General features: G+C 43.4%; 26 protein-coding genes. 21 read left to right on the top strand and 5 right to left on the bottom strand.

Annotation, left to right across the window (positions count from 1 at the left end; genetic code table 11):
• Positions 1-133: 133 nt before the first annotated feature.
• The 9 genes from ASL11_RS07570 to ASL11_RS37165 all read left to right on the top strand — a co-directional run bounded on the left by ASL11_RS07570 (position 134) and on the right by ASL11_RS37165 (position 9,026).
• Complete coding sequence (locus ASL11_RS07570) at positions 134-985, top strand: helix-turn-helix domain-containing protein (RefSeq protein WP_056611949.1); 852 nt, start codon at positions 134-136, stop codon at positions 983-985.
• Between the two features lie 105 nt (positions 986-1,090).
• Positions 1,091-2,608 (top strand): ABC transporter substrate-binding protein, encoded by a 1,518-nt coding sequence (locus tag ASL11_RS07575; RefSeq protein ID WP_056611952.1) that lies wholly within the window; start codon positions 1,091-1,093, stop codon positions 2,606-2,608.
• Positions 2,609-2,625: 17 nt separating this feature from the next.
• On the top strand, positions 2,626-3,528 hold the full coding sequence (locus ASL11_RS07580) for a carbohydrate ABC transporter permease (protein WP_200962416.1): 903 nt from the start codon (positions 2,626-2,628) through the stop codon (positions 3,526-3,528).
• Positions 3,525-4,349 carry a carbohydrate ABC transporter permease gene (locus ASL11_RS07585; RefSeq protein WP_056611957.1) on the top strand — a complete coding sequence of 275 codons (825 nt, stop codon included), beginning with the start codon at positions 3,525-3,527 and terminating at the stop codon, positions 4,347-4,349. Before ASL11_RS07580 ends, ASL11_RS07585 begins: the two co-directional genes overlap by 4 nt.
• A gap of 52 nt (positions 4,350-4,401) precedes the next feature.
• Positions 4,402-5,799 (top strand): sulfatase, encoded by a 1,398-nt coding sequence (locus ASL11_RS07590; protein WP_056611959.1) that lies wholly within the window; start codon positions 4,402-4,404, stop codon positions 5,797-5,799.
• A 268-nt stretch (positions 5,800-6,067) separates the two neighbouring features.
• A complete protein-coding gene (locus ASL11_RS07595; protein WP_056611961.1) occupies positions 6,068-6,631 on the top strand; it encodes a TetR/AcrR family transcriptional regulator in 564 nt (187 codons plus the stop codon).
• A 190-nt stretch (positions 6,632-6,821) separates the two neighbouring features.
• Entirely contained in the window at positions 6,822-7,943 is a 1,122-nt protein-coding gene (locus ASL11_RS07600; RefSeq protein WP_056611964.1) for an ABC transporter permease, read from the top strand.
• Positions 7,943-8,620, top strand: coding sequence for an ABC transporter ATP-binding protein (locus tag ASL11_RS07605; RefSeq protein WP_056611967.1), 678 nt, complete (start codon positions 7,943-7,945; stop codon positions 8,618-8,620). Before ASL11_RS07600 ends, ASL11_RS07605 begins: the two co-directional genes overlap by 1 nt.
• 37 nt (positions 8,621-8,657) lie before the next feature.
• Positions 8,658-9,026, top strand: a complete 369-nt coding sequence (locus ASL11_RS37165; RefSeq protein ID WP_056611969.1) for a hypothetical protein — start codon at positions 8,658-8,660, stop codon at positions 9,024-9,026.
• A 192-nt stretch (positions 9,027-9,218) separates the two neighbouring features.
• Here the strand turns inward: ASL11_RS37165 and ASL11_RS07615 are convergent, their stop codons facing one another.
• Both ASL11_RS07615 and ASL11_RS07620 read right to left on the bottom strand, forming a co-directional pair.
• Complete coding sequence (locus tag ASL11_RS07615) at positions 9,219-10,055, bottom strand: alpha/beta fold hydrolase (RefSeq protein WP_056611972.1); 837 nt, start codon at positions 10,053-10,055, stop codon at positions 9,219-9,221.
• Positions 10,056-10,132: 77 nt separating this feature from the next.
• Positions 10,133-10,771 carry a hydrolase gene (locus tag ASL11_RS07620; RefSeq protein ID WP_056611975.1) on the bottom strand — a complete coding sequence of 213 codons (639 nt, stop codon included), beginning with the start codon at positions 10,769-10,771 and terminating at the stop codon, positions 10,133-10,135.
• A gap of 299 nt (positions 10,772-11,070) precedes the next feature.
• Here ASL11_RS07620 and ASL11_RS35690 point away from each other — a divergent pair, with 299 nt between their 5' ends.
• The 5 genes from ASL11_RS35690 to ASL11_RS07640 all read left to right on the top strand — a co-directional run bounded on the left by ASL11_RS35690 (position 11,071) and on the right by ASL11_RS07640 (position 14,267).
• Positions 11,071-11,244, top strand: coding sequence for a DUF1427 family protein (locus ASL11_RS35690; protein ID WP_082595318.1), 174 nt, complete (start codon positions 11,071-11,073; stop codon positions 11,242-11,244).
• A gap of 93 nt (positions 11,245-11,337) precedes the next feature.
• Positions 11,338-13,170, top strand: coding sequence for an amidohydrolase (locus ASL11_RS07625; RefSeq protein ID WP_056611978.1), 1,833 nt, complete (start codon positions 11,338-11,340; stop codon positions 13,168-13,170).
• Positions 13,171-13,212: 42 nt separating this feature from the next.
• A complete protein-coding gene (locus tag ASL11_RS07630) occupies positions 13,213-13,407 on the top strand; it encodes a CDGSH iron-sulfur domain-containing protein (RefSeq protein WP_056611981.1) in 195 nt (64 codons plus the stop codon).
• 73 nt (positions 13,408-13,480) lie between these two features.
• Complete coding sequence (locus tag ASL11_RS07635) at positions 13,481-13,918, top strand: Dps family protein (protein WP_056611984.1); 438 nt, start codon at positions 13,481-13,483, stop codon at positions 13,916-13,918.
• 124 nt (positions 13,919-14,042) lie between these two features.
• Positions 14,043-14,267, top strand: coding sequence for a DUF896 domain-containing protein (locus ASL11_RS07640; protein WP_056611987.1), 225 nt, complete (start codon positions 14,043-14,045; stop codon positions 14,265-14,267).
• 92 nt (positions 14,268-14,359) lie between these two features.
• Here ASL11_RS07640 and katA read toward each other — a convergent pair whose 3' ends face one another.
• From katA to ASL11_RS07655, 3 genes are all read right to left on the bottom strand, one after another.
• Complete coding sequence (gene katA, locus ASL11_RS07645; protein WP_056611991.1) at positions 14,360-15,817, bottom strand: catalase KatA; 1,458 nt, start codon at positions 15,815-15,817, stop codon at positions 14,360-14,362.
• A 65-nt stretch (positions 15,818-15,882) separates the two neighbouring features.
• On the bottom strand, positions 15,883-17,109 hold the full coding sequence (locus tag ASL11_RS07650) for an MFS transporter (RefSeq protein ID WP_056611995.1): 1,227 nt from the start codon (positions 17,107-17,109) through the stop codon (positions 15,883-15,885).
• 191 nt (positions 17,110-17,300) lie between these two features.
• Entirely contained in the window at positions 17,301-17,687 is a 387-nt protein-coding gene (locus tag ASL11_RS07655; RefSeq protein ID WP_056611997.1) for a hypothetical protein, read from the bottom strand.
• 293 nt (positions 17,688-17,980) lie between these two features.
• On the opposite strand from ASL11_RS07655, the gene ASL11_RS07660 reads away from it, so the two are divergent.
• The 7 genes from ASL11_RS07660 to ASL11_RS07690 all read left to right on the top strand — a co-directional run bounded on the left by ASL11_RS07660 (position 17,981) and on the right by ASL11_RS07690 (position 26,869).
• Positions 17,981-18,928, top strand: coding sequence for a ring-cleaving dioxygenase (locus ASL11_RS07660; protein WP_056612000.1), 948 nt, complete (start codon positions 17,981-17,983; stop codon positions 18,926-18,928).
• Positions 18,925-19,536, top strand: a complete 612-nt coding sequence (locus ASL11_RS07665) for an alpha/beta hydrolase (protein ID WP_056612003.1) — start codon at positions 18,925-18,927, stop codon at positions 19,534-19,536. The genes ASL11_RS07660 and ASL11_RS07665 overlap by 4 nt, the downstream gene beginning before the upstream one ends.
• A gap of 37 nt (positions 19,537-19,573) precedes the next feature.
• The gene (locus tag ASL11_RS07670) at positions 19,574-20,185 is read left to right on the top strand and encodes a flavin reductase family protein (protein WP_056612006.1); all 612 of its coding nucleotides are present in this window, start codon (positions 19,574-19,576) and stop codon (positions 20,183-20,185) included.
• A gap of 304 nt (positions 20,186-20,489) precedes the next feature.
• The gene (locus ASL11_RS07675; RefSeq protein ID WP_235550414.1) at positions 20,490-21,434 is read left to right on the top strand and encodes a LysR family transcriptional regulator; all 945 of its coding nucleotides are present in this window, start codon (positions 20,490-20,492) and stop codon (positions 21,432-21,434) included.
• Between the two features lie 250 nt (positions 21,435-21,684).
• Positions 21,685-23,379: an extracellular solute-binding protein gene (locus ASL11_RS07680; RefSeq protein WP_235550415.1), complete on the top strand. Its 1,695-nt coding sequence runs from the start codon at positions 21,685-21,687 to the stop codon at positions 23,377-23,379.
• Between the two features lie 35 nt (positions 23,380-23,414).
• A complete protein-coding gene (locus tag ASL11_RS07685; RefSeq protein WP_056612009.1) occupies positions 23,415-25,298 on the top strand; it encodes a sensor histidine kinase in 1,884 nt (627 codons plus the stop codon).
• Positions 25,299-25,303: 5 nt separating this feature from the next.
• Positions 25,304-26,869: a response regulator gene (locus tag ASL11_RS07690; protein WP_056612013.1), complete on the top strand. Its 1,566-nt coding sequence runs from the start codon at positions 25,304-25,306 to the stop codon at positions 26,867-26,869.
• Positions 26,870-26,905 lie beyond the last annotated feature (36 nt).

Raw genomic sequence — 26,905 nt, forward strand, 5'->3', positions numbered from 1 at the left:
GGGGCATGCTTTTTGCTGTTTTCAATGAGTTGATTTTGCTAGAATAAGAGACATTGAGCGACGCCTCTGGGATGACAATCATGGTATCTCAGGAGCTTTTTTTTCGTAACCATACCAAATAAGGAGTGAATCCATGTCAACTCAGATCGAGGATCTATATGCGATTACGTTGTTTGATGTTAAAAAAATACAATATTACTCTCGGATCATGTTTGATTTCGATCAGCCTTATCTGACGGTATCTTACATCAAAAAAGGAGAGGTTATTACAACAGACGACGGTAAAGAGTATATAGCCAAAACCGGAGATGTTATGATTCATCGCCCCCATACTCCTTTTAATGTTATTTCACAAGAAGAAGGTGTTCATTACCTCCTCAGCTTGAAATTGCATGTTAGAGAAGGAGAAGATTTCTTCCAGCTGTTTCCTTTGGATAAAGTTATTAAAATTAGGGACTTCGCTCTGTATGAGAAGAAGTTCGACGAGCTTCAGGATTTATGGCAGCAGAAAAATGAGGAGCTCTGCTCTATGCAGTCAGCCTTTCTAGCGCTCTTTCTGATTCATGAAATTGTAGAAAGCTCTAAAATCGGTGAGAAGCGCAAATCCAGAGAGACGTTCGAGATTGCCCGGTTTAATTATGCCCTGCATTATATTGAGAAAGGGCTGGAGCGCAATATTACTCGCGAGGAATTAGCGGAAATTTACCATATGAACCCGGTTTATTTTAGCCGGGCCTTTAAGCAGGTGTATGATCTAACGCCAATGCAGATGCTTCAAAAAATGCGCGTTATGCAAGCCAAACGAATGCTGGAGGACCCCGAGAATACGATTGAATTCATTTCTCAAAAATGCGGGTTCTACGATGCGTCTCATTTCAACCGCGCTTTTCAAAAAACATTCCGGATGTCCCCCAATCAATTTCGAAAAAGTATCAAAAGTACAAAAAGTAGAATCGCGTCTACATGGTCTGAGGATAAATTGTAAGATAACATAATAGTTAAATCGAAGGCATCAAATCCTCATTGCGCACCCTACACGAGCTCTTCGTTCAGGAAGTAACATTTTACAAAAATAAAGGGGGATATACCATTGGTACAAAAACGGAAGTATGCTGCCTTATTCATCGGATCTGCTCTAATTGTACAAGGTTTGACGGCTTGTTCAGCTTCAAGTCCGAATCCGAACAGCACTGGAACTCCTGTTGCAACAGGGACTGCTGGGGACAAAACCCAGACGTCGACATCCGGAGAAAAAGTTACCTTGCGCGTGATGGATTGGGCAGACAGCGAGAAGCCTTTTCGTGAAAAATTTATCAAAGATTTCGAAGCCAAATACCCCAACATCAAAATCGAATATACGCTAATGAGCGTCGATCAATTTCAGAATACCATTACAACCGCGATTAAATCGGGGGATGCACCGGATCTATACCCAATACCCGGCAACATGTCGTTGAGTATGGCGGTTAAGGGAGAGTGGTATCAGCCGTTAGATCCTTATATTGACGATGCTTTCAAAAATCAATTCGCAGATGGTGCTTTTGTTGAAGGCTCGACCATGCTCAATGGGAAAGTCTATTCCATTCCGGCCCTGGCGAGTGTGCCGAGTACGCTTGTATTTTACAATAAGCAGTTGTTTCGAGATGCCGGATTAGACCCCGAAAACCCGCCAAAGACATACACGGAATTCCGCCAAGCCGCTAAGAAAATCACAGAAGCAGGCAAAGGCAAAGCTTACGGTATCATCGAAGGCGGTAAACAAATCGGTCGATGGAAATTAGCGGCTATGGACTGGTCGGCACTGGGAGGCAGCGGTTTAAATCAACAATCACCGATCAGTTTGGTCACGCATGATGCTAACTATGATAGTAAAGAAGTGCTTGATGTCATGAATTTATTCAAGGGTTTGAAGGATGACGGAAGTTTCCATCCGAAGACGATGAGTATATCTGCACCTGAAGCTCGAGCCTTATTTGGAGAAGGACAAGCAGGGTTTATATTGCAGGGGGAATGGTCGATTGGCGTATGGAAACGTGACAACCCTAACTTGGACTTTGGTGTCATGGCGCCTCCTGTTCCGGATGAAGGTCAGAAGGGCTTCTTGCCTAGATCCAGCTATAGTCCATGGATTGGCATGTCCAAAACAACGAAGCATCCCAAAGAAGCTGCCCTGTATTTAAAAGAGTATTTCAACAAAGATTATCAGTCCGTACTCGTTAAAGCGGGAGATCGCTTCTCTATTCTCAAAGAGGTAAATGAAAGCTCATCGGAAATACCGCAATTCAAGCAGTACTATGACATCGCTCAGAAGTATTCGCGTCTAGTACCTAATCCGCAAATCAGGAATCCTGAGCTTGCAAGTGTATACGGGAATTATAAGGATGTTCAGCCAGGTGTAGGTGATATTCTCCAAGGCGTTGTTGCCGGGGCAATTAAAGAACCCAATACGGCACTTAAGCAGCTTTCTGATATTGTCGATAAGTCATTAGATACAGCGATTGCGAAGGCAAAGTCGGAAGGCGCGAAGGTAGATAAAAATGATTTCATTTTCTCTAACTGGAGTTCTGACAAAAATTACTCACAGCAAGATTATAAGTCAATTCAATGACGAGGAGTTCGCGCATCATGAAAACCAAGTGGAGAATTGAATTGTGGTGTTGGTTATTCTTACTTCCTACTGTAGCCCTTTTCGTTCTGTTTCAAGGCTGGCCGATCGCGGCCAGCTTCTACTACGCCATGTTGGATTGGTCGGGTTTAACATCAGATTCAACTTTTATCGGACTACGTAATTTTGTGGACGTGGCGAAGGACCCTTACTTTTGGAATGCGTATAAAAATAGTTTTAAATTTATGTTGGGTGTCGTGCCATTAAATCTCCTTGTGCCCTTAGTGCTTGCTGTCGTTTTGAATCGTCCCAGGCTTAAGGGAGCCAGCATATATCGGACGTTGATCTTTTTGCCGGTGGTCACGACGACATCGATTGTCGGTATTATCATGGTTTTCATCTGGGGCAGTGACGGAGCGGTGAATGATGCGCTTATGAAAATAGGTTGGCTCGATACGCCGATTAATTGGTTAGGCGACGCCAAATGGTCGATGTTTACCGTTATTCTCATCTCGGTGTGGAAAAACTTAGGCATTAACATGATTTATTGGCTTGCCGGATTGCAGAGCATTCCCAAGGATCTTTATGAGGCGGCTGAAGTGGATGGCGCAAGAGGGACAAAATTATTCGTGTATATCACGATACCTCTTCTATTGCCGATAGGAGCCGTCATCTTATTGCTGAATGTCGTCAACTCGCTGAAGGTGTTTGATTTAATTAAAACGATGACGAACGGAGGTCCCTTCTTTGCCACGGATGTTGTGTCCACGTATATTTACAGGTACGCATTTTCCAGTGAAATGGGATTGCCTCAATTAGGATATGCTTCTGCAGCGGGTCTGTTCTTTGCAGTAACGATTAGTATTCTAGCCATTATCCAATCCGTGCTGAATAAACGAATGAAAGGTCGTGCACAATCATGAAAACCTTTCGATTAACCATGTTTCACGTCGTCATGACTGCTTTTTGTCTTGTATGGATCTATCCGTTCTTATGGATGGTTTCAGCGTCCTTCAAAACCCAGAGTGAGTTTTTTGCAAACGGCCTTAAGCTACTTCCAAACAGCTTTCAAATGGGCAACCTGATCAGAGCATGGAATGAAGCAAACTTTGAGCGGTACTTTCTAAATAGTGTGGTTATATCCATCAGCACCATTCTCATCGTACTTATCGCAACAGCAACTTGCGGCTATGTGCTTGGCAGGTATACGTTCAGAGGAAAGAAATTGCTCTTAGGCATTCTAGTTGCCAGCATGTTTGTACCCATGGAGTTTGCGATTATTCCGATCTATGATCTAATCAAACATTTGGGACTGATGAACAATTTGCTGGGGGTTATTCTTGCGGAAGCGGGAGGGGCGCATATCATATTTATCCTGCTTTTCTCAACTTTCTTCAGTCAGATTCCTAAGGAGTTGGAGGAAGCTTCCATCATGGATGGTTGCGGATTTTTAAGGACATTTCTTACGATCATGCTTCCATTATCCAAACCCATCGTCGGCAGTGTGACGATCATGCAGTTCATTTGGTCCTGGAACTCGTTCATGATTCCTTTAATACTAACGCTCAGTTCCCCCAATCTCCGTCCACTTGCTGTTGGATTGTATGCATTAAGGGGAGAGAACGTTGTGGATTGGACAGGGATTGCGGCTGGAGGTACGATCGCCATTCTTCCGATTATTGTTATCTTCTTGTTCTTGCAGCGCTACTTTGTAGATGGGATTGCCGGGGCAGTGAAGGGTTAATGATAGATGATGCGCGTGCTATAAAATAAATCAAAGGCAGGTTACATAACTTATGCGAATCCTTTATTTGGATTTAGATTCTTTGCGTCCTGATCATCTCGGCTGCTATGGTTACCACCGAGCGACCTCTCCCAATATTGATCGTATCGCAGAGGAGAGTGTTAGATTTAACAACTATTACTGCTCGGATGCGCCGTGTATGCCATCCAGAACAGCCTTAATGTCAGGCAAATTTGGCATCCATACAGGCGTTGTCGGACACGGCGGGACAGCTGCGGATATGAGACGCGAAGGAATGGAACGCGGCTTCAGCGATCGACTAGCGTCGGAGAGCCTTCCTGGCGTATTGCGCAAGATTGGCATGAAAACGGCATCAATCAGTACATTTGCAGAAAGACATTCCGTGTGGACTTTTAATGCAGGGTTTAATGAAGTCTTTAATGTGGGGGATAAAGGGGGAGAATCGGCTGAAAAAGTGCTGCCGATCGCACTCAAATGGTTAGAAGATAATGCGAAAACAGAAGATTGGTTCTTACATCTGAATTTCTGGGATCCGCATACTCCTTATAGAACGCCGGACCACGTAGGCAATCCTTTTGTTGACGAACCCATGCCGGACTGGATCACAGAAGAGGTATTTCAGCAACATAAGCTCAAAAAGGGGCAGCACAGTATTGAAGATATGAATAAGCTTGCCAAGTCGCATTATTACAGACATCCAAGGCATAGCCAAACGATTGAGGAGCATAATGATTTAAGGACGATTATTGACAATTATGACTGCGCAATTCGTTATATGGATGAGCATATCGGACAGGTGCTGCACATGCTTGACAAGCTGGGTGTGTTAGAAGATACAGCGATTATTGTTAGTGCGGATCATGGGGAGAATATGGGCGAATTAGGCATTTACTCCGAGCATGGAACAGCGGATCAGGGGACCTGCCGAATTCCAATGATTTTCCGCTGGCCTGGTGGTCGTAAAGGAAGTGTCGACGAGGGTCTCCATTATCAACTTGATCTCGCCCCTACACTGGCAAGCTTGCTGGATACGGAGAAGCCTGAGTCTTGGGATGGTTTGAGCTATGCAGAAAGTATTACGAAGGGTACCGATACTGGAAGGCCATACTTGGTTGTATCCCAGTGCGCACATGTCTGTCAGCGAAGTGTCAGATTTGAGAATTGGCTGTATATCCGAACCTATCACGACGGTTATCACGGATTCCCAAAGGATATGCTGTTTGACTTGGAAAATGATCCCTACGAACAGTACAATCTTGTTGAAGAAAGAAGCGATATACACATGAAAGCTGTCTATTTGCTTAATGAATGGCACGATGACATGATGCTGTCGATGAAAGAAGATATAGATCCGTTGTGGACCGTTATGAAAGAAGGCGGACCTTTCCACGCGAAGGAATATCAGCAGCTATTGAATGCTGTGAAATGAATGCTTTTAGATCCCCGAGAATAAATTACTGGCATAGGTGCTCAGTTAATCTTGATTCTAACGACAAGAAAGTACAAATGAAAAAGAACCTTGATAAATCAAGGTTCTTTTTCATTTGTACGGATTTTCTTGTCGTTTTATTTTGAACGTGAAAATCCCAGGGTTCCATCAACATTTTATCGAAAATATAAGCTAAGCAATCCATTGCTACTTTTACTATTTTTTTGATAAAATGATTCTTACATGACGGGAAAGGAGATGAATCAGCTTGGGAAGAAAACAATCCTTTACTGAAACAGAGTTGCTTGACATGACAAAAAGATTAATACTTGAATATGGTTACGACGGATTTCATCTCAAACTGCTCTCACAGCATTTGCCTGGAGCCAGAAGCACGATTTACCAATACTACGCCAATAAAGAAGAAATAGTCGCAGCTTGTATGAAGCGAGTGATTTCTAACGTATTAACAAATGCTTCATCAGTTGATGAGACGGACACTTTGGCAGCTCTACAGCAGTTACTTGACATTTATATAGAAGAATCTAATCTTCATCAAATCCTTGGAGATGCTCATAAAATTAAGACAGAACATGATAAGGCTCTTAATGATCTTTTATTCGTTGAGCAAGCACATTCCGTTCTCAAAGTTCAACTAACACGCTTGTTCGAACGGGCTCAAAAGGAGAAAAGCCTAAGAACTGATATCCCACTCCCTGTCCTTATTAGTACTTTTTTTAACCTGCTTAATACCCCGAATATGATGAATCTCCCTGCGCAGCAATGGAGCAATCTCTTGTTTCAAATATGGATCGGGGGCTCTAGGAGCTAGTAAAAGTAGTCTAAATTAATTTTTGACACAAGTGTCAGTTATGTGGTTTAATTGCTAATGACACAAAAAGGTTGTTACATCGAATATGACACAAGTGTCAGTTATGTGATTTAATGCTAATGACACAAAGCTTGTTTCATCAAATATGACACAAGTGTCAAATATATTGGGGTAAGGAGTTGGGAATAGAATGTTTTTGGCTATGAAAGAGTTAATGCATAGTAAAATGAGGTTTTCAATGATCGTGATCATTTTCGTGCTGATCGCCTGGTTGGTGTTCATCCTATCTGGCTTGGGTAATGGATTATCGACGCTTGCGGCATCTGTATTCAAGAACATGCAGGCCGATTATGTCGTCTTCCAACAAGGGTCGCAGTCTTCAATGAGCAAATCACTACTGTCCGATCATTTGGTGGCTGATGTAGAGAAATTACCAAATGTAACTGCTGCTTCACCTATGGGTAGTTCGATGGCAACAGCGCTTAAGGGTCAAAGCAACAAAAATGAAGACAAAGTCGCCATCGCCATTATTGGTATCACCCCTGGAAGCTTCTTGGAGCCAACCACCATCGAGGGGAATCCTTTATCATCTGATAACCCGAAGAATGTCGTTGCGAATGTGACAATGAAGGATAAGGGGTTTAAACTTGGAGATATTTTTCAACTAGACGGATCTACAGAGTCGTTAACCATTATCGGATTTGTCGAGAATCAAACCTACAATCACGTTTCAGCTGTGTTTACACCCATATCTGAATGGCGTAAAATTGCCTTCGCAGCACCCGGCTCCAATAAAGGAATTGCGGATCCTGTGAACGCTATTATGCTTCAAGGAACTAATATTGATCCAAGCTTAGTTAACAGTAAGCTATCGAATACGGATACAGTTACTCGTGCGGGAGCTGTGCAAGGGATGCCAGGTTATAAAGAAGAGAACGGCTCAATTCTGATGATGCTAGCATTTCTCTTGGCGATATCCGCATTCGTTCTTGGCGTATTTTTCTATGTGATTACCATACAGAAGACCAACCAATTCGGCATTATGAAAGCGATCGGTGCAAGGAACGGATTCTTGAGCAAAGCGATTATATCCCAAGTATTTGTGTTGTCGTTGACCAGTATTATTGTCGGTATTTTGCTCACTTACGGGACAGCTGCCATTATGCCAAAGGCTATGCCATTCAAGCTTGAAACGAATCTAGTCATTGGATATTCGATTATCCTTCTTGTTATTGCATTGCTCAGTTCATTAGTTTCGGTTCGCAGAATTATTAAAATAGATCCGCTGAAGGCGCTCGGGAGGGTCGAATAATGAATAAAGGATTACAGCTTAGTAATATCACAAAGTATTATTCCGAAGGCAGCAATCGGGTTGCTGCACTCGATCAGGTCTCTATCTCCGTTGTGCCGGGTGAGTTTGTGGCCGTAGTCGGACCATCGGGGTCTGGTAAGAGTACCTTCTTATCCATTGCGGGAGCACTACTCAAAGCTTCCGAAGGAGAAGTCAACTTGAATGGGCATAATATTTCTAAACTTTCTGATAAAGAATTGTCTAACATTAGGTTGAGGGAAATCGGGTTTATTATGCAGTCATCGAACTTGGTTCCCTATTTAAACGTACTTGATCAATTGCTTTTAGTGAAGAAGATGTCTGGGAAGGTTACAGCGGAGGATAAAAAATTCGCCATTAAGTTACTTGAAGAGCTGGGACTTGGTGCGAAGCTAAAGAGCTTCCCCGAAGAACTCTCCGGGGGGGAGAAACAGCGTACTGCCATCGCTCGCTCTTTAATTAACAATCCTAACGTCATTTTGGCCGATGAGCCGACAGCAAGCTTGGACACCAAACGGGCACATGAAGTGGTCAGCCTTATCGCCCAAGAGGTTAAGTCGCGTCAGAAAGCGGCGATCATGGTTACCCATGATGAGCGGATGCTTGAATATTGCAATAGAGTATACCGAATGGAAGATGGAAAAATGAACTTGGTCTAATTTTGTTAGCAATATTTGAAAAAATATGGGTGATGGTTTGGATGACCATCGTCAGATTCCTGGTAAGCAAGACGTTGACAATCGTCTGCGAACATTAGGATGTCGAGCCACGCTTCGTAAGCATGAGTCCAAGGACTGCCACCCTCTGGATCTGCAAGCTGATTACGTAGCAGAAAATTTCCTAACCGCTGCTTGTACCGGTTCAAATCTTCCTTTGCGTCTTCTATTTGTGTTCTTTTCAAACAATAGCTTGCGATTTAAAAACCAGGCAAGTGAAAAACTCCGCAGTGAAGAAGGCCAAATGCTAACGGACAGGCGTATAATCGAACCGGATCCTGTGTTTGGAAATATAAAAAAAATAACCTTAGATTCAAAAGGTTTCTGCTTCGAGGCTTACCCAAAGTAAGTCTGGAGGTCGGGTAACTTTCGCTTGCCCACAATCTGCTGAAGAAAGCAATAGTGGATGCCAAAAACGAAAGAGCTAAGCGCAAATAGGCCGCTTAACTCCCTTTTTCATTTTCAAATATTCACTTTTTACGATGAGATCTGCCCCGAACCATCTATAGTTGATACTTTTGGTATAGCCTCTTTATTTAATTTAGTTATTAAGGAAGTTAATCAAAGCGGTATTGAATTGTTCAGGGTGAGTCGCGTTCAAGCCATGTGGCCCACCTTCAATTACGACGAGTTGACTGCCTGCAACAGCTTCGAAGGAAAGTTGACCGCTTACTTCAAGAGACACAATCACATCGGAATCGCCATGGATAACAAGCAATGGAATATCGAATTTAGCCAAATCGTCACGGAAATCCGTTCTGCCGAAGGCAGCAACACAATCCAGCGTCCCTTTTGGTGAAGCGTAAGAAGCAATTTCAAGGTTGTAAACACGGAAGGACTCACTGACCAGGTCGGTTCTATCCCCTGCTTTAAAGAAATTGTGAGAGAAGCTGTCAAGGAAAGCAATGCGGTCTTTTTTCAAACCATCTTGGAAGCCCTGAATGGTGCCTTCATCCAGACCACCTTCTGGATGCTCATCGGATTTGTAGAAGAACGGCGGAACTGCAGCAGCCAACACAGCTTTTTTGACACGGCTTGTTCCGTATGTACCAACGTAACGAGCAACCTCTCCGCCACCCATCGAAAACCCGACCAGCGTCACGTCCTTAAGGTCCAGATTTTCGATTAGCTTATGGAGATCTGCTGCAAACGTATCATAGTCGTAACCGGTCCAAGGTTGGGAGGATTGTCCGAATCCACGGCGGTCATAAGTAATTACGCGGTAACCTGCATCGATAAGTGCTGGAACTTGACTCTCCCACGAGCGCCCGCTCAGCGGCCAGCCATGGATCAAAATGACAGGTTTGCCTGTGCCTAGATCCTCAAAATATAATTCAATGGGTTGCCCGTTTTCTGTTCCTACTTTTAATTTAGCCATTTTCATAATTCCTCTCGAATTGGTTTTGGATATGCTGCGACAGTCAAAATTAATTGACTATCTTTTAGATAAATAAATTACCCGCCGTGGCCCCCAAACATTGTTTGAGCATAAACAACACCTGCACCGTAGGCGCCACTGTGTTGCATAGCAATCTCCAGAACGGCATCATACGTTTCTTGATGTGCCCAATCGCGCTGATACTCAAGGAGAACAGAAAGCCAAGTCACGGGAATGGCCCCTGCTTGAATCATACGTTGAACGGACATGTTATGCGCTTCCGTCGTCGTCCCGCCTGAAGCATCCGTTACAATATATACTTCATATCCATCTTTAATGGCTGAAATTGTAGGGAAAGCAAGACAAACTTCTGTCCACAGTGCTGCCATAATCAGTTTCTTGCGACCTGTTTTCTTCACTGCTTCCACAAAATTTTCGTCTTCCCAGGAGTTCATTGTTGTTCGGTCAATTGGCTTTTGATCAGGAAATACATCTTGAATGTGCGGATGAATAGGGCCAGAAAATGATTCAGCAGCAACCGTGGTAAGAATAATTGGCGCATTGAAAACTTTAGCTGTTTTAGCCAGTCCAACCGTATTGTTAATAATCGTTTGGCGATCGGCACTTTGTACGCCAAAAAGCATTTGAGGCTGATGGTCTACTAGGATAATAGCGGAGTTCTCAGCTGTTAGTAAATCGGACTTGTCGTTAAACATGTAAAAATCCCTACTTTCTATTTATGGTTACAACAGATTTACAAATGTGAATCTGAACCTGCTGCACATACCAAGTCTATTGAAATGTAAACAGATGAACAATCTTCATTTTTCTATATGGCCCATAGGTAAAAACTATAGATTACGCATATAAAGGTGAAAATAATGTATAAGCATTTCCTATGGCTGTTATAGAGAAAGCCTTATTGATAGAAAGAATCCTGACTTATAAACTTAAACAGAAGGTAAGGGTTAAACAAAAACATTATTAATGACAGGATTGAAGGAGGAAAGTTAGTATGTGGGGTTCAATGCTTATCGCTCTAGCTACAGGTATCGTCATTGGCGTTGTTTTTCAATTGTTGAAGATTCCCTCTCCGGCGCCGCCTTTTTTGGGATTACTTGGTCTCTTAGGAATGTTTTTAGGACAACGGTTGATGCCTTGGATACAACTTTGGTTAAACCGCAAATAACACAATAACAAAGGAGAACAAAATCATGTCTGAGAAACCGACGATTGTTGAAGTAAACCTAGTTCCCATTAAATAACAAAGGAGAACAAAATCATGTCTGAGAAATCAAGGATTGTTGAAGCAAGTTTAGTCATTCATAATGCCAATATCGTGACCATGGACGATTCTAATCCAACTGCAACAGCCATTGCAGTGAAGAACGGCCAATTCCTGGCCGTAGGGGACGATGCCGAGATCATGAAATATGCTGGACCTACCACTCAGGTTGTGGACGCAAATAAGCGAATGTTGATTCCAGGTTTGAACGATTCTCATATTCATCTCATTCGAGGCGGTCTCAATTATAATCTCGAGCTTCGTTGGGATGGCGTGCCATCCGTTGCGGATGCCTTGCGGATGCTGAAAAAGCAGGTGGATCGTACGCCAGCACCTCACTGGGTTCGTGTTGTTGGCGGTTGGACAGAATTCCAATTCGCGGAACGCCGAATGCCAACTTTGGATGAAATCAATCGAATTGCTCCGCATACACCGGTATTTATTCTCAATCTTTACCGTCAGGCTTTTTTGAATAAAGCAGCCTTACGAGTCATCGGATATACGAAAGATACGCCGAATCCGCCAGGTGGTGAAATCCAAAGGGATAGCCAAGGGAATCCGACAGGAATGCTCATCGCTAGACCTAATGCTACTATTTTGTATGCGACCTTAGCGAAAGGGCCCAAGCTTTCATACGAGGATCAAATTAATTCAACCCGATTGTTTATGAGGGAATTGAATCGATTCGGAGTCACAAGTGTTATTGACGCGGGTGGGGGCTTTCAAAACTACCCCGACGATTATCAGGTATTTGATGAGCTTGATAGACGTGGAGAAATTACGGTTCGCACGGCGTATAATTTATTCACCCAGCATCCCAAGAATGAACTGAACGATTTTAAAGCATGGACCGCTACAACGCAGCCGTATACGGGCAGCTCCTTCTATCGTCATAACGGAGCAGGTGAAATGCTTGTTTATAGTGCAGCAGACTTTGAAGATTTTGTAGAACCTCGTCCGGAACTTCCAGCTGTACTGGAAGATGATCTCTTCGGAGTTACCCAGCACCTCGTAGAGCAGCGCTGGCCATTTCGTCTTCATGCCACATATGGAGAATCCATCACACGTTTTCTCGATGTATTTGAACGCGTGAACAAAGAGGTTCCCTTTAAAGACTTGCGCTGGATTTTGGATCATGCCGAAACAATCCAGGAGAAGGATTTGGAGCGAGTTGTTGCATTAGGCGGTTCGATCGCTGTTCAAAGCCGAATGGCTTTTCAAGGTGAATATTTCGTCGATCGGTACGGGGCCGAAGCAGCAGAAAATGCGCCTCCGATCACCAAGATGATTAAAGCCGGATTGCGTGTTGGGGTAGGGACAGATGCAACCAGAGTAGCCAGTTATAACCCCTGGGTTGCCTTATACTGGTTAGTAACGGGCAAGACACTTGGTGGGCTAGTCTTATACCCTGCTTCCAATCGTGTAGAGAGGCATGAAGCGCTTCGCATGTATACGGCGGGAAATGCATGGTTCTCAAAAGAGGAAGATGTGAAAGGGCAAATTAAAGAAGGTCAATATGCCGATTTTTCGATTCTTTCTGATAACTTCTTTCTTGTCTCCGAAGAAGCTATTAAAAAAATTGAAGCTGTCTTCACTGTTGTAGGAGGCAAGATCGTCTATGGTACTAACGAATTTCAGGCTATGTCGCCGCCAGCTCCCCAAGCAAGTCCAGACTGGTCTCCGCATAATATTTTTGGAGGCTACTACAATGGGAAAAATTACGGAGGAGGCGGAGCAGGAGTTCAGGCACCACAAAAGGCGCACCATCATCATGGATGCAACCATCACCATGGCAGTGGCTTCTGTGACCTGGATTGCTTCGTTTTCTGAGTACGGTTCACTAAAAATAATCCAAAAAGAGGCGAGATTATCATGTCTGAAGTTACGATCAAAGTAAACGATAATGGACCATTGCGTATTACAGGCAAAGTAGAAATGGTGGATGCGGTGGGAAATCGCTTTGAGACCAAGGAAAGTTTTATTCTTTGCCGGTGTGGTTTATCCAGTCAAAAACCGTTCTGCGATTTGGCTCACAAAGGTAAGTTTGACAGTGCACCTCGAGCTTAATTACTTAGATTAAAAGAATATATAGCCTAAACTCATAGTTGGAAATGTTGCTAAATTCGAAAGGAGTTTTGTGATGACTGAAAAACTAACGGAAGTGCTTAACATCCAGATCGCTAATTGGAGTCTTTTATTCACCAAACTTCATAACTATCACTGGTATGTTAAAGGGTCGCAGTTCTTCACTTTACATCTAAAGTTCGAAGAACTTTATACGGAAGCTGCACTTCATGTGGACAATCTTGCCGAGCGTCTGCTGGCATTAGGCGGTGATCCAGTAGCGACACTGTATGAAATTATTGAAAAATCCACAGTAAAAGATGCAGCGGGCAATGAGGGTGCAAATGAAATGGTCCGCACGCTCGTAGCTGATTTTGGGATTATTGTGGATGAGCTTAAAGAGGGGATGAGTATTGCCTCCCGTGAAGGCGATGAGACAACTAGTGATATGCTATTGTCGATTCATAGCTCTCTGGAAAAGCATGTATGGATGTTGAAATCTTACTTAGGATAATTGTAATCTTTCTAAAGAATAATGGATTGCTGGAAGACCTGAAAGAGAGCGGCCTTAAAAAGCTACCTTTCTTGAAGGTCTTTTCCTTATAATATTAGACAATTTTGTCATTGAGGTGAAGAAAATGATCCCTATTCTTGGGCGTATCAACCAGCTGAGCAGGAAACAACGTGAAATTGGTTTGACAGAAGAGGAGAAATCTGAACAAGCAGCATTGCGTCTAGAGTATTTGCGACTTATTAGAGGCCAAGTTTTGTCTACCATGTTAAGCTTATCCGTTGTCGACCCTGAAGGTAATGACGTAACTCCGTTAAAGTTGGTGCACGAGAAAGAAGAGCCAAAAATATAGCCGGCTAGTGTATTGGAGAATTCCATCAGTAAAAAAGAGCAATTCCCCAGCTATCATTTACTGGGTGAACTGCTCTTTTTTGACGATTCGTATTAAGTCAGTTGGGGAACCCTCAAACCAAGCCCCTCGGCGATCGCTTGTCCCCATTCGGGATCTGCTTGATAGAAGTGAGAAATTTGAAGGAGTTTAATTTCATCCTTCTCCACTGGCGTCATGGCAATTACAATGTTATTTATTAAACGGCCGCGTTCCTCTACATTAAGCAATCGATACAGGTCACCAGCTTGCGTGTAATGATCATCCTGGTCATACGGGACGCTATCGGCTGGACCGGTTACTTCAAACGGGGCTGTCTTATGTGCTGCAGATTCGACAGCTCCGTCATAACTGTTTGGTTCATAGTATAACGAATTTCCCCCATTTCGATCGAAACGCATTTGGCCATCGCGCTGATTGTTATTTACTTCAACAACAGGTTTATTAATAGGAAGGGTATTGTGGTTGGTCCCAACCCGATACCGGTGAGCATCAGCATAGGCGAATAAACGGCCTTGCAACATTTTATCTGGCGAAGCTTCAATACCGGATACGAACGCTCCAGGGGAGAAGGTAGCTTGCTCTACTTCGGCAAAATAATTGTCCGGGTTTTGGTTGAGAACCATGCGTCCAACCTCGATAAGAGGGTAATCTTTTTGTGACCATACTTTCGTTACATCGAAAGGATCGAATCGATAGGTCTTGGCATCTTCCATCGGCATCATTTGTACATACAGCTTCCATGCAGGGAAGTCACCTTTGTCAATGGCGTTAAATAAATCATTAATATGATAATCTGGGTTTTCACCGGCCAACTTGGCAGCCAGCTCAACATCCAGGTTCTTCACGCCTTGTTCCGTTTTAAAATGATATTTGACCCAAATGCCTTGTCCGCCTGCATTGACCCACTTAAACGTATGGCTTCCGAAGCCATGCATATGACGGAGAGTCGCAGGAATACCACGATCGGACATTAAAATAGCGACTTGATGTAAGGATTCGGGAGACAAGGACCAGAAATCCCAAACAGCATTGGGGTTTTTGAGATGAGTTTGAGGGTGGCGTTTCTGGGTATGAATGAAATCTGGAAATTTAATGGCATCTCGAATGAAGAAGACAGGCGTGTTATTGCCCACCAAATCATAGTTTCCTTCTTCCGTATAAAACTTTACTGCAAAACCGCGCGGATCACGAACGGTGTCTGCAGATCCCAGTTCGCCTGCTACCGTGGAGAAGCGTATAAATACGGGGGTACGTTTGCCAATCTCAGACAAAAAGCTAGCCTTTGTATAGGCGGAAATATCGTTGGTTACTTCAAAATATCCGTGTGCGCCAGCACCTTTGGCATGAACAACACGTTCGGGAACGCGTTCCCGATTGAAATGAGCAAGCTTTTCCAGAAGGTGTACGTCTTGAATAAGGGTTGGACCGCTTGAGCCGGCAGTCATGGAGTTCTGGTTATCTCCAACAGGAGCGCCCCAACTTGTAGTTAAATGGCCATTTTTGGTTTTCATGTACAACTAAACCTCCAAAGTAATAATAAGTACAACGATCGCTATTGTGAACCGGTATTATCCGGCTAGTTCTTGTTGATTTCGATTTGGGATGATGATGAGTAACTGCGAGAAGGTTCTTCTAAACGAGTGAAAAAGGGAACAATTATGCTCAAACATAATAATCCAGCTGATACTTCAAAAGAAAGCAAATGGCCTCCGTGATTTATTAGATATATCGAGAGAATCGGTCCGAGCGTTGCACCTATGAACACCATAAACATGTGGAATGAAACTGCAATCGCCCGGATTTCCCCCGCAATTTGGCCAATTAAAGAGATTAAAGAGGGAAGCGCCATAGCAATTCCCGTAATAAACACAACGCTCATCGTTACTAGAAAAATGAGATTAGCCCAAAGGCCCAACAATCCCAAGCCAATTGCAGCCAAAACCAAACCACAACTTAAAACGGTTTTGACTCCAAATTTTGCGACCAATCTTCCGCAAAAAGGCGATACTATCATTCCGATTATACCTACCGCACGGACCCATAGAATATCTTGATGGCTTAATCCGAAGAGCGGACTGGTTAAATAACTTCCAAGTGTTGTGAAAAAGCCGACAAGCGAAATAAAGAGCGTAACTGAAATGATGTAGCAAAGAGGCAAACTTTTTTTCTTGAAAATATAGCCGATTCTTAAAAAGGCAGAAAAGAAGCTGCCATTCGGTTGCTGAGTTTTATCGTTCGGAATAAAGGTAATCAAGATCGTAGATATAAAATAAACCACAAGAAGGATATAGAATGCATAAGACCAACTCATGTATAAAACAATATAGCTGCTATATATTTGACCAACGATAGTTGCCATTAAAAAAGCCGTACTAATGAACCCAATAATGGTTACTCTTCTTTTAATCGGAAACATTTCCATTGCGTAGGCCAAAACAGACGGAGGGAACATGGACGCTGCCAAACCTTGTAAAGCTCGTAGGGCAACAAGCCAATAAAAACTGCTGACACTCCCGATTAGAGGAGTTATTACGGTGAGTAATAGTAACCCTGCCAACATCATTTTTTTTCGCCCAAAGCGATCGGATAAAACGCCAAAGAACAACCCCCCAACTGCAAAAGCAAGCGAAAATGCACTGCCAGCCCAAGCAGCTTGAGAAGACGACACCTTGAATACGTCTGCAAAAAGCGTGATTAATGGAATTGTTAAATACACGCAAGATACTACAACTAATGAACACCAGAAAAGTATACCGGTAATAAATGAGAAATTTGAAGATTTAAACAACGGTTTATTAACCAAAATAGCTCCTCCTTTTTTTAGATTTTTTCATTGGATTATTTATGTTCTGCTAACCAAACGGACAGCAAGCAGACACCAAGAGCGTAGATATTGTGAAAAACATAATAAATGAATATTTTACCTTCACTAATTATCACCCCCACCGTATTAATTACTTATCTGAGTATTACAGAGAAATATCATGCTTATGGTTAATTATGAATGTCCATTGCTTTTATGTTAGTAAAAACATTGACAGCAAAAACAAAGATGCCGATTCCAGCTACGGATTCACCAAAGTGTTTTAGTGATGTAACCCAATTCGGAGCGTAGCCATGGGCCATTAAAGTGAGGGAAATAAGCATGACGGGCAGGCCGATGCCTTGCAACCAGAAGTGCCACTTCGCTAAAGGAGATCCTGCCGCTTTGGGAAAACGAAGATACGTAAATCCGCAAAGAGCCAATGTTGCCCACCCAAAAAGATTTGTATGAGCGTGTACGCTTGTTAATGCAAAGTTAAGTGTTGTACCCATGTAAATACCGATGCAAATACCAACCAAAATATAAACGACAGCCATTTTTAAAAAACGTACTCCCATAAAACTTCCCCCTTATTAATGTAATAAAGAACAATTCATCCGGCCGGGAATTATCCTTAAACTTAAACTTCTTTTAATTGGAAGTTTATTCAGCTTTATCTTATAAGCCCTGATAGACAACTATCAATATGAATTTGACTATATCTAGTATAGATATTGCTTATATTAGCTTCGCCCTTGAAGATATAGCTAATGACTATACATGATATAGAAATAATGGAATTGTTCATGAATAATGATTTCAATATGATAGGACATAAACAGGTAAAGATCATGCGAGGAGTGTTTGCAAAATGGAAAGACATACAGATGGGATCCACCATATAACGGCTTTTGTAATGAATGCGCAAAAAAATGTGGATTTTTATGCAGGTGTACTAGGTCTAAGACTTGTAAAAAAAACAATCAACTTCGACGCCCCAGAAGTTTACCATTTATATTTCGGTAATGAAGCAGGCAATCCAGGCACCATAATTACATTCTTTCCCTATGAAGGTCGTAAAGGGCGTATTGGTGGAGGGCAGGTCGGTATAACTACATATGTCGTTCCTTTAGGTGCACTCGATTTTTGGAAAGAGCGCCTAATAAGCTTTCATGTTTCTTATTCTTTAAAGACGAGGTTTGGTGAGAATTACTTAACATTTTCAGATCCGGATGGCTTACAGCTAGAGATTGTGGAGCGCGAGGAAGGGGATTTGAGTCATTGGTCGTTCGGTGGTGTTTCAATAGATAAAGCTATCAAAGGTTTTGGCGGCGCTGTCCTTTATAGTACCGTTCCTGAAAAAACGATGAATGTACTAGAGCAGGTCTTAGGTCTTCAAAAGGTGGAACAAGAAGAAGACTTTATTCGCTATAAATCAAAGGGAAGTATCGGTAATGTTATTGACGTAAACATTGCGGCAATGGGGTGGGGCATAAGTGGAGCCGGTACGGTTCATCACATTGCATGGCGCGCAAAGGACAATGAAGATCACGCTTCATGGAGAACTCATGTTGAGCAACATGGTCTTCATCCTACACCTATTATCGACCGGCAATATTTCAATGCGATTTACTTTCGTGAAAAAGGCGGTATACTGTTTGAAATTGCCACGGACCCACCTGGCTTTGCAGTTGATGAGCAGCCAGATGTATTAGGTGAAAAACTGATGCTGCCAGAATGGTTCGAAAGCAATCGTGCTGAAATTGAAAAGAACTTGCCTCCTATTCAAGTGCGTGAATTGGAGTCGTTCAAGCCATGAAATATATTTTTCGAAAAGGCTCAAGTCCGAAGCTGCCAACGCTTCTTTTATTACATGGCACGGGCGGTACGGAATACGATTTATTACCGATTGCTCAAATGATCGCCCCGGACTCCAATGTTATAAGTATTCAAGGCGAGGTTCAGGAGAATGGAATGGCACGATTTTTCAAGAGATTGGCTGAGGGTGTGTTTGACGAGGAGGACCTTTTGTTTCGAACGGAAGAGTTGAACGAATTTATTGATCAAGCAGCGAACCAAAATGAATTCGACCGTCAGAATGTCGTGGCCGTCGGGTATTCTAACGGTGCCAACATTGCAGGCAGCCTCTTGTTTCATTGTAAGAATTCATTAAAAGGTGCGATTCTATTCCATCCTATGGTTCCTCGTCGGGGTATAATACTTCCCGAATTAGCTCAAATCCCTATATTTATTGGTGCCGGAACGAATGATCCAATCTCTTCTCAAGAAGAAACCAGAGAACTGCAGTTGCTATTGGAAGGTGCAGGCTCTTCCGTTGAAATACACTGGGAGCATGCGGGTCATCAGGTAACGCACCAAGAAATCAATGCGGCAGCTCAATGGTTCAAAAAGCATTTCTATTCCTAACCTGTTCGCATACTTTATATGTGGAAGAAGGGTAACTATGATATCGATTAATTCTAACAATCAAACGGAACGGGACAATTATAAGCTGCTAATCGGAAGTATTGTTCCTCGGCCGATTGCGTTTGTGACGACTCTATCGACAGACGGCATACTGAATGCTGCTCCTTTCAGCTATTTTAATATTGTTACTTCGAATCCGCCCATGCTGTCAATCTCCGTACAACGGCAACAGGGCAAACAGAAAGACACCTCAAGAAATGCGATAGAAAAGGGAGCGTTTGTCGTTCACATCTCGGATGAGTCGAATATTGAGGCGGTCAATCAAACGGCGGTCAATTTGCCATCCCACGAAAGTGAAGTCGAATGGGCCCGCTTAACTCCTGTTCCTAGTACGGCAATTGATGTTCCAGGTGTAGCTGAAGCTAAGATTAGAATGGAGTGTGTCCTCGAGCAGGCGATACCCCTTGGAGGGAATACAGCAATGCCAGGTTGCGATCTATTGATTGGGCGCATCGTTCATTTCCATATTCATGAATCTTTATACCGGGAAGGCCGGATTGATCCAAATAAACTTCAGCCGGTAAGTCGGCTCGCAGGAGATTTCTATTCGAAGCTCGGAGAACGATTTTCAATAAAGCGGCCCCAGTAGGCCCAATAAGATGTCCAAGCAAAAACGCAGGGTTATGAAAGCAGTTAGATTATATAAAAACCTAGTAAAAGAAGAGCCTGCTTCCTATCGAGAAGCGGGCTCTTCATATTTTTAGACTACACACGTAGTGTTTCCAACGCACCACCCCTAAAATCTAGTAACCTTAACCTGAAATCTAGCGGATATATTACATGACAGGTTCCTTGATATAATGTTTACAAAGGTTCAACAATCACCAAGATACGGGAATTTTTGACACAAAATACGCTAGTGTACCTTGAGTACAGGGAGGTGTTCGCCTAGAATGGGCACCTGGAGGCAACTTTATACATCAGTACTTTTCTATTCTGGGATGATCGGGGGGATCTATATAGAGCTTCGCCAGCTTGAGTATTTTATTCAAATATGCAAATCAGGAAGTTTCACCAAAGCTAAAGAAGAACTAGGTGTGACTCAGCCTACACTAAGTCAGCAAATGCGGGTATTAGAAGATGAGTATAATATTCCATTGTTCGATCGGGTAAGTAGGGGAGTTGAAGTAACGGAAGCGGGGAAAATTCTCTTGAATAAGGGTAGCGCTATTATGAATCTTCTTGAAGAGGCGCGAAATGAAATATTTGGCCAAAACAATATATCTAGAGAAACAATTTCTATTGGATGTTGTCCTGCTGAGCTTGGATATCTAGCTCCTTATTTCATGAGATTTCGCGAAAAGTACCCGAATATTTTATTGGAGATTATCGCTGCAGAGGATGCCGAGAAAAAAGTTTTGGAACAAAGGGTAGACATTGGAATTACTGCAAATCCGATTTCAGATGCTTCGGTCATTTCGACTTATTTGTATAGACAAGAAATGGCGCTATTGATTCACTCAGAACATCCTTTGGCCGATAAATCTTCGATTCCTTTTCGCTCCTTGATGCAAATGAATTCGATTATGTTTCGAGAACAAAATAAATCATTAATTGAAATGTATTGTTTCTCTTATGGGTTTACCTTGAAGTCTATAATAGAAACGTCCTCCATTGCAGTATTGATTCATGGGGTTCGATCTGGACTTGGAGTAGCTCTTATACCAACATCTTTGCTTGAAAGTCTAAAGGACGATTCTTTGCGTATTGTAAAATTAGAAGGCAATGTTCCATGTTGGGATATCTCTCTTGTATATTTTAATTCCGTTACTATGAGGTCTACTGTACGGAAATTTATTCAAGAGATGAATCCATATGTCCAAACGGTGCTGCAATAATGAAGAATTAGTTACAACATCATAGCTAACGAACGCGAGCAAGACGAAGGAATATTTCCTTGTCGTGCTCGCTTATTACGTTGGCTGCTTAGAAAACCTGAGTAACACTACCTAAAATGTAAGCTTTCTTTATTTTTCTTGCAGTAACCCTTATACTAGCTGAAGAGTTCTGCGCAGCAGTAAGCTTGTTTGCGTATGACAAGATCACCACTTTCTCTTATACATCTGCACAGACGAAGGAGAATTATGAATGAAAATAATGCGTAAAAATGCAGTGCTTTTACTAACTCTGATGATGTGTTTGACGTTAGCAGCTTGTTTTGGGAACACTGGTACTCCGAGTAATGGCACTGCTGAGGGTCATACAAACCCGAATGCTATGCAGGCAGAGGCTTCTCGAACGAAGCCTTCTCCGGATGTGCCTGCCTGGAAACTGGACACGACACCGATTACGTTTGACTGGTATATTAATTTCGATTGGTTTACCAGCAAGTGGGGAGGGAACGTCGTTTCCGATTATATTACGAAGAAGACGGGCGTCAGCTTGAACTTTATAACGCCTGCTGGCGACGCCAGCGAGAAGCTCAACACGATGATGGCATCAAGGACGCTCCCTGACTTCATCACGCTAGGCTGGTATGAGGATGCCGTGTTGAAGATGATTAAGGGAGATATGGTGCTTCCATTAAATGAGCTAGCGAATCAGTATGATCCTTATTTCATTAAGGTTGCAGACCCCGCAAAGCTTAGTTGGTATACACAGGCCGACGGAAATGTGTATGGCTATCCGAATGCATCTTCATCACCTGCGGATTACCAAAAATATGGTCAGCTTATTACGTCTAATCAGACCTTTGTTGTTCGGAAAGACATGTATGAAGCACTTGGAAAGCCGGATATGAGTACGCCGGAAGGGTTTCTAGGAGCGCTAAAGGCCGCGAAGGAGAAATTTCCGGAAGTGGACGGCAAGCCACTTATTCCGATCGGCCTGCATGAATTTACGGAAACTGGCAACTTTTCGCTAGATACGTATCTTCAGAACTTTCTAGCCATTCCGCAGCAGAAAAACGGCAAACTGTACGACCGCCGAAGCGATCCAACATATCTAAAATGGCTGAAGGTGTTCCGCCAAGCGCATGAGGTCGGACTGATGCCGACAGATGTCTATATTGATGAAAAACGACTGGAAAAGGATGAGAAAATATCGCAAGGGCGATATTTTGCCATGTTGTATCAGTGGTCTGATTTTACTGAGATTAATCAAGCGTTGTATCAGAAGGACCCGAATAAGGTGTATATCGCGATTGATGGTCCGGCAAATGATGCGAATGATGCGCCAACACTTGCAGGAAATGGCGTGTCCGGTTGGACGGTAACGCTCATCTCAAAGAATGTCAAAGATAAGAAGCGGGCAATTGCCTTCCTTAGCTATTTGCTCAGCGAAGAGGGAAACAAGGATCTATACTTAGGAGAGAAGGGTATTACCTACGATACGATAAACGGCAAAGATCAGTTCCTGCCAGAAGTCATGCATCTGCTTAATACCGACCGCAAAGCGTTCGATAGCAAATATGGCGGTTCTTATATGTACTGGATGTTAATGGATACAAACATGAATTTAGCATGGATGACGGGAATGGATGCTGAGCCTGCCAAACAAATTGCCGATTGGACTAGGGGCAAGACAATTGGCATGACCGAGTTTGATAATCTGGATCCAGACCCGACGACGAAGGAAGGTATTGCGGAAGACCAAAACGTGCGGCTATGGGCCGAGACGCTACCTAAACTGCTGATGTCCAAGTCGGATGCTGAATTCGATCAACTGTTCACTGCATTTATGAAAAGCATTACCGAGGATCCAGAGTATGAAGCTCTCGTAGCTAGCCGCCAAGCAGCCTATGAACGAAATGTACAGAAGCTGAAGACGTCGCTTAATAAATAGTTCGATAGAGGGAGCAGCAGGATGTGAAATAGAAGATGGGATTCGCGGCAATCCGTAGGTTATTGGGGATACGTGCATTTACGTTTAAACTTTCGCTTCAAGCCAAACTGATTCTGTCATTTGTGTTCGTTATCTTCATACCGGTGGTACTATTCTCCTGGTATACGCTTAATGAAGAGTCTACCAAGGCAATGGAAGAATTAACGAAGAACAGCGAGAATGTGTTGGCGGTCGAGAAAATAAACATCGAGAATAACGTGGAGCTGATCGGATGGACCGATCAGCTTGCGTTATCCAACCGGGAAATGAACAATTATCTGCAAATTAAACAAATTCAGGATACAGCGCGTGTTATTCGTATTAAGCTTGATGTTGTCAACAACTTTCAATATTTTTTGTTCAACAATCCACGAATTGCGAATGTCCGATTGTTCACGGACAACCCTTATGTGAATGAGATTTGGCCAGTCATTCTAAAGGAATCACGTATTCAGAACAAGCCTTGGCATGATGAGGTGATAAAGCAGAGCGGTTTGCCCTGGTGGGAGATACAGGAGAACGTCGCCCTCACCGATATGCCATCCGAACCATCGCAGAATGAGCCCTTCATGACGTACTTGCAGGAATTTAAATATGCCGATAACAAACATAACGGGATTCTAGAAATATCGATGAAGTTGTCGGATTTCTTCTCCCGAACTTTCAGTAGTGTGCAGGACAAGAACTCCCAGCTGATCGTAGTAGCAAGGGGCGGACAGGTATTTAGCCTGAAGGCTTCACCAGTGTTCAAACAGCACAGTTCGGAGCAATTAATGAACAGTGTGAAGCTGACGAGTAATACAGATTTCGAGAAGGTACATTTCAAGGTTAATGGGCAGTCCTATCTAGCATTTCAGAGCTACATTCCATCGATCGACGTACATCTGGTCAATATGGTTAGTCTTGCGGACACGATGGAAGGCATTAACCATTCGAGAATTCTTTATTTTTTACTCATTTCGTTACTAGTGGCCTTTCTTGTACTGCTATCTTACTCAATGCAGTCGATAATTTTGCGCAGGCTTAAGGTGTTAAGAGAATCAATGCAAGAGGTAAGAAGCGGTAACTTCAACGTCGAGCTGCCGCCGATAACCGGTACCGATGAGGTAGGAGAGCTAGGCTTGCATTACCATAAGCTCATACTGAAGATTAACGAGCTCATTCAAGAGCAGGCAGCTAGGCAGGCGGCAGGCAAAGAAGCGGAGCTTCGGGCGCTGAAGAACCAGATCGATTCCCACTTTCTGTACAATACGCTGGAGAATGTCAAAATGCTGGCGGAGATTGAAGGACAGTACCTTATATCGGACATAATGACTTCGCTAGGCGGTATGATGAGGTATTCAATGGAATGGAAACAGGATCATGTGATGCTCAGCGATGAAATTAAGCAGGTTCAGCATTTTGTATCTGTCATGAACATCCGTTATGATGGAAGACTTGATCTCCGATTGTCCATTGCACCGGAATGCCTCAAGCAGGAATCGCTTAAAATGTCACTGCAGCCTGCAGTCGAGAATGCAATCAAGCATGGCATGAGCCGGATGCATTCCAGCGACGGAAATCTTGTCATTATGATCTCTGCCGTCTGGCGTGATCAAGCTTGTGTCATAGAGATCACTGACAACGGCTGCGGCATACCGGAAGAGAAGCTGGGCTTATTGAATCGAATGCTACGAATGGAGGAGACTGCATATCAGGATGTTCGGCAATTAGTCGTTCGCAAAAATAACCAGGACAGCAATGGAATCGGTCTCCGTAATGTGGACCAACGCTTAGTGATGAGCTATGGGACGGAATATGGGATCCAGATCGAGAGTCAGGAAGAAAGCTATACACGCATAATCATGACTTTGCCGTATCGGGTCATGGAAGGGGATTAGAATCTATGATTAGCTTGCTAATCGTCGACGACGAGAAGATCATTCAGAGGGGCTTGCAATCGGTGATTGAGAGGCAATTTCCTAATCTGTTCAACTACCGTTTTGCCGAGAATGGACAAGAGGCGCTGGAGCGGCTTAGCCAGGAGCCTGCGGATATAATGTTCACAGATATCCGAATGCCAATTATGGATGGAATCGAACTGCTCGAGCAACTGCAAGTACATCCCATAAGGCCCGAGATTGTACTGCTGTCTGGCTATAATCAATTTGTATATGCGCAGAAAGCGATTCGCTATGCTGTGAAGGATTATCTTGTGAAGCCTGTGATACGGGAGGACTTGTTTGCCGTCCTGGAGCGATTAATTAGGGAGATAAGGATGAGAGAAGAGCGAGCAGACAAGGCGGACGTAGATGCCAGCCTTGTTGCTGCCGAGCTAGTTACCCAGCATTTGACCCAGAAGGATGTGTGTGATGCGATAACACAGAACAAGCTGGAGCAGGCAGGCTTTAGCTGGTTGGATGCAGGATATACGCTGGGCTTGCTCACGCGACGCGGTGAAGGATCACAGGCTAGCAGTACGGATCCTGCTTCTTTCAGGAATCAAATCGCTGATCTGTTACAAGGGCATATGGATTGGATGCTTACGCGTGATGGAAAAGGCGGAACGATTATGATCGCACGCGATCCGGTTATCTTTTACCAGTTGACGGAACGGTGGAGGTTGAGTGTATACGAGTCTCAGCTGCGAATCGCGATTAGCGAGTCCGTTCAAGGAATACAGCAGATAAGGTTGGCATATAGCCAAACGAAACAAACCTTGAAATACAGTATTGTACTTCCAGAACTCGATGTGCTGGATTACACCAGCGTAAGTAAGCGCAATGAGCGGCATGTCGTTCCTGTTGAGTTGATTCAACGATTATCGAATCTGATGGGAATGGGAAAAGGTAACGAAATGAAGCAGCTTCTCGATCAAATTCTAGATGTTCGTATCATTAGCTGCTGTGAAATCGGCTACCTGGAACGGATTAGCCAGCTGCTCAATGAAGAGCTGTTCGACAAGGTATTCGGCATATACGGAAATAAAGTGCTTGGCCTATTAAGTGACTACGCCTCTGTTGGCCATATCGGGAATTTCGATCGATTTGAACATTATTATGCAGTTGCTGAGCAGCTTCTCAATAATCTGGATCGATTCATCCAAGATCGGAGAGAGCAAGCGCCTACGGAGCCAAATACGATGCAAAAAGTTCTCGACTACTTGCAGACGCATTATGCCGACGATTTGAACATGGCGGTCGTGTCCAACCACTTCTCACTCAATTACTCGTATTTCAGCCAAGCCTTCCAGGAATACTACGGTGAGAGTTTCTCGAACTATGTTCGCCGGTTAAGGCTGGACAAGGCGAAGGAGCTGCTGGTGCACTCTGATTTGAAGGTGTACGAAATCAGTGATCAGGTTGGATTTGAAAATGTGAAGCATTTTACGCGAATATTCAAGGATACCGAAGGCATCACAGCACTGGAATACCGAAGCCAGCGCAGGCTGTTTGAAATCCAAGAGAGATAAGATTGCACTGAACTTAGCAGGCCCTCTATCATGTGA

The sequence above is a fragment of the Paenibacillus sp. Soil750 genome (genome assembly GCF_001428045.1).
GTDB classification, from domain to species: domain Bacteria; phylum Bacillota; class Bacilli; order Paenibacillales; family NBRC-103111; genus Paenibacillus_E; species Paenibacillus_E allorhizoplanae.

Bases quoted from the DNA above. Each gene is read 5' to 3' on its own strand.
- ASL11_RS07690 (WP_056612013.1), top strand. From the start codon at position 25,304: ATGATTAGCTTGCTAATCGTCGACGACGAGAAGATCATTCAGAGGGGC.
- ASL11_RS07680 (WP_235550415.1), top strand. From the start codon at position 21,685: ATGAAAATAATGCGTAAAAATGCAGTGCTTTTACTAACTCTGATGATG.
- ASL11_RS07670 (WP_056612006.1), top strand. From the start codon at position 19,574: ATGATATCGATTAATTCTAACAATCAAACGGAACGGGACAATTATAAG.
- ASL11_RS07675 (WP_235550414.1), top strand. From the start codon at position 20,490: ATGGGCACCTGGAGGCAACTTTATACATCAGTACTTTTCTATTCTGGG.
- ASL11_RS07640 (WP_056611987.1), top strand. From the start codon at position 14,043: ATGATCCCTATTCTTGGGCGTATCAACCAGCTGAGCAGGAAACAACGT.
- ASL11_RS07655 (WP_056611997.1), bottom strand. From the start codon at position 17,687: ATGGGAGTACGTTTTTTAAAAATGGCTGTCGTTTATATTTTGGTTGGT.
- ASL11_RS07570 (WP_056611949.1), top strand. From the start codon at position 134: ATGTCAACTCAGATCGAGGATCTATATGCGATTACGTTGTTTGATGTT.
- ASL11_RS07615 (WP_056611972.1), bottom strand. From the start codon at position 10,055: ATGGCTAAATTAAAAGTAGGAACAGAAAACGGGCAACCCATTGAATTA.
- ASL11_RS07630 (WP_056611981.1), top strand. From the start codon at position 13,213: ATGTCTGAAGTTACGATCAAAGTAAACGATAATGGACCATTGCGTATT.
- katA (WP_056611991.1), bottom strand. From the start codon at position 15,817: ATGAAAACCAAAAATGGCCATTTAACTACAAGTTGGGGCGCTCCTGTT.
- ASL11_RS07585 (WP_056611957.1), top strand. From the start codon at position 3,525: ATGAAAACCTTTCGATTAACCATGTTTCACGTCGTCATGACTGCTTTT.
- ASL11_RS07590 (WP_056611959.1), top strand. From the start codon at position 4,402: ATGCGAATCCTTTATTTGGATTTAGATTCTTTGCGTCCTGATCATCTC.
- ASL11_RS07600 (WP_056611964.1), top strand. From the start codon at position 6,822: ATGTTTTTGGCTATGAAAGAGTTAATGCATAGTAAAATGAGGTTTTCA.
- ASL11_RS07665 (WP_056612003.1), top strand. From the start codon at position 18,925: ATGAAATATATTTTTCGAAAAGGCTCAAGTCCGAAGCTGCCAACGCTT.
- ASL11_RS07625 (WP_056611978.1), top strand. From the start codon at position 11,338: ATGTCTGAGAAATCAAGGATTGTTGAAGCAAGTTTAGTCATTCATAAT.
- ASL11_RS07635 (WP_056611984.1), top strand. From the start codon at position 13,481: ATGACTGAAAAACTAACGGAAGTGCTTAACATCCAGATCGCTAATTGG.
- ASL11_RS07605 (WP_056611967.1), top strand. From the start codon at position 7,943: ATGAATAAAGGATTACAGCTTAGTAATATCACAAAGTATTATTCCGAA.
- ASL11_RS35690 (WP_082595318.1), top strand. From the start codon at position 11,071: ATGTGGGGTTCAATGCTTATCGCTCTAGCTACAGGTATCGTCATTGGC.
- ASL11_RS07660 (WP_056612000.1), top strand. From the start codon at position 17,981: ATGGAAAGACATACAGATGGGATCCACCATATAACGGCTTTTGTAATG.
- ASL11_RS07685 (WP_056612009.1), top strand. From the start codon at position 23,415: ATGGGATTCGCGGCAATCCGTAGGTTATTGGGGATACGTGCATTTACG.
- ASL11_RS07580 (WP_200962416.1), top strand. From the start codon at position 2,626: ATGAAAACCAAGTGGAGAATTGAATTGTGGTGTTGGTTATTCTTACTT.
- ASL11_RS07620 (WP_056611975.1), bottom strand. From the start codon at position 10,771: ATGTTTAACGACAAGTCCGATTTACTAACAGCTGAGAACTCCGCTATT.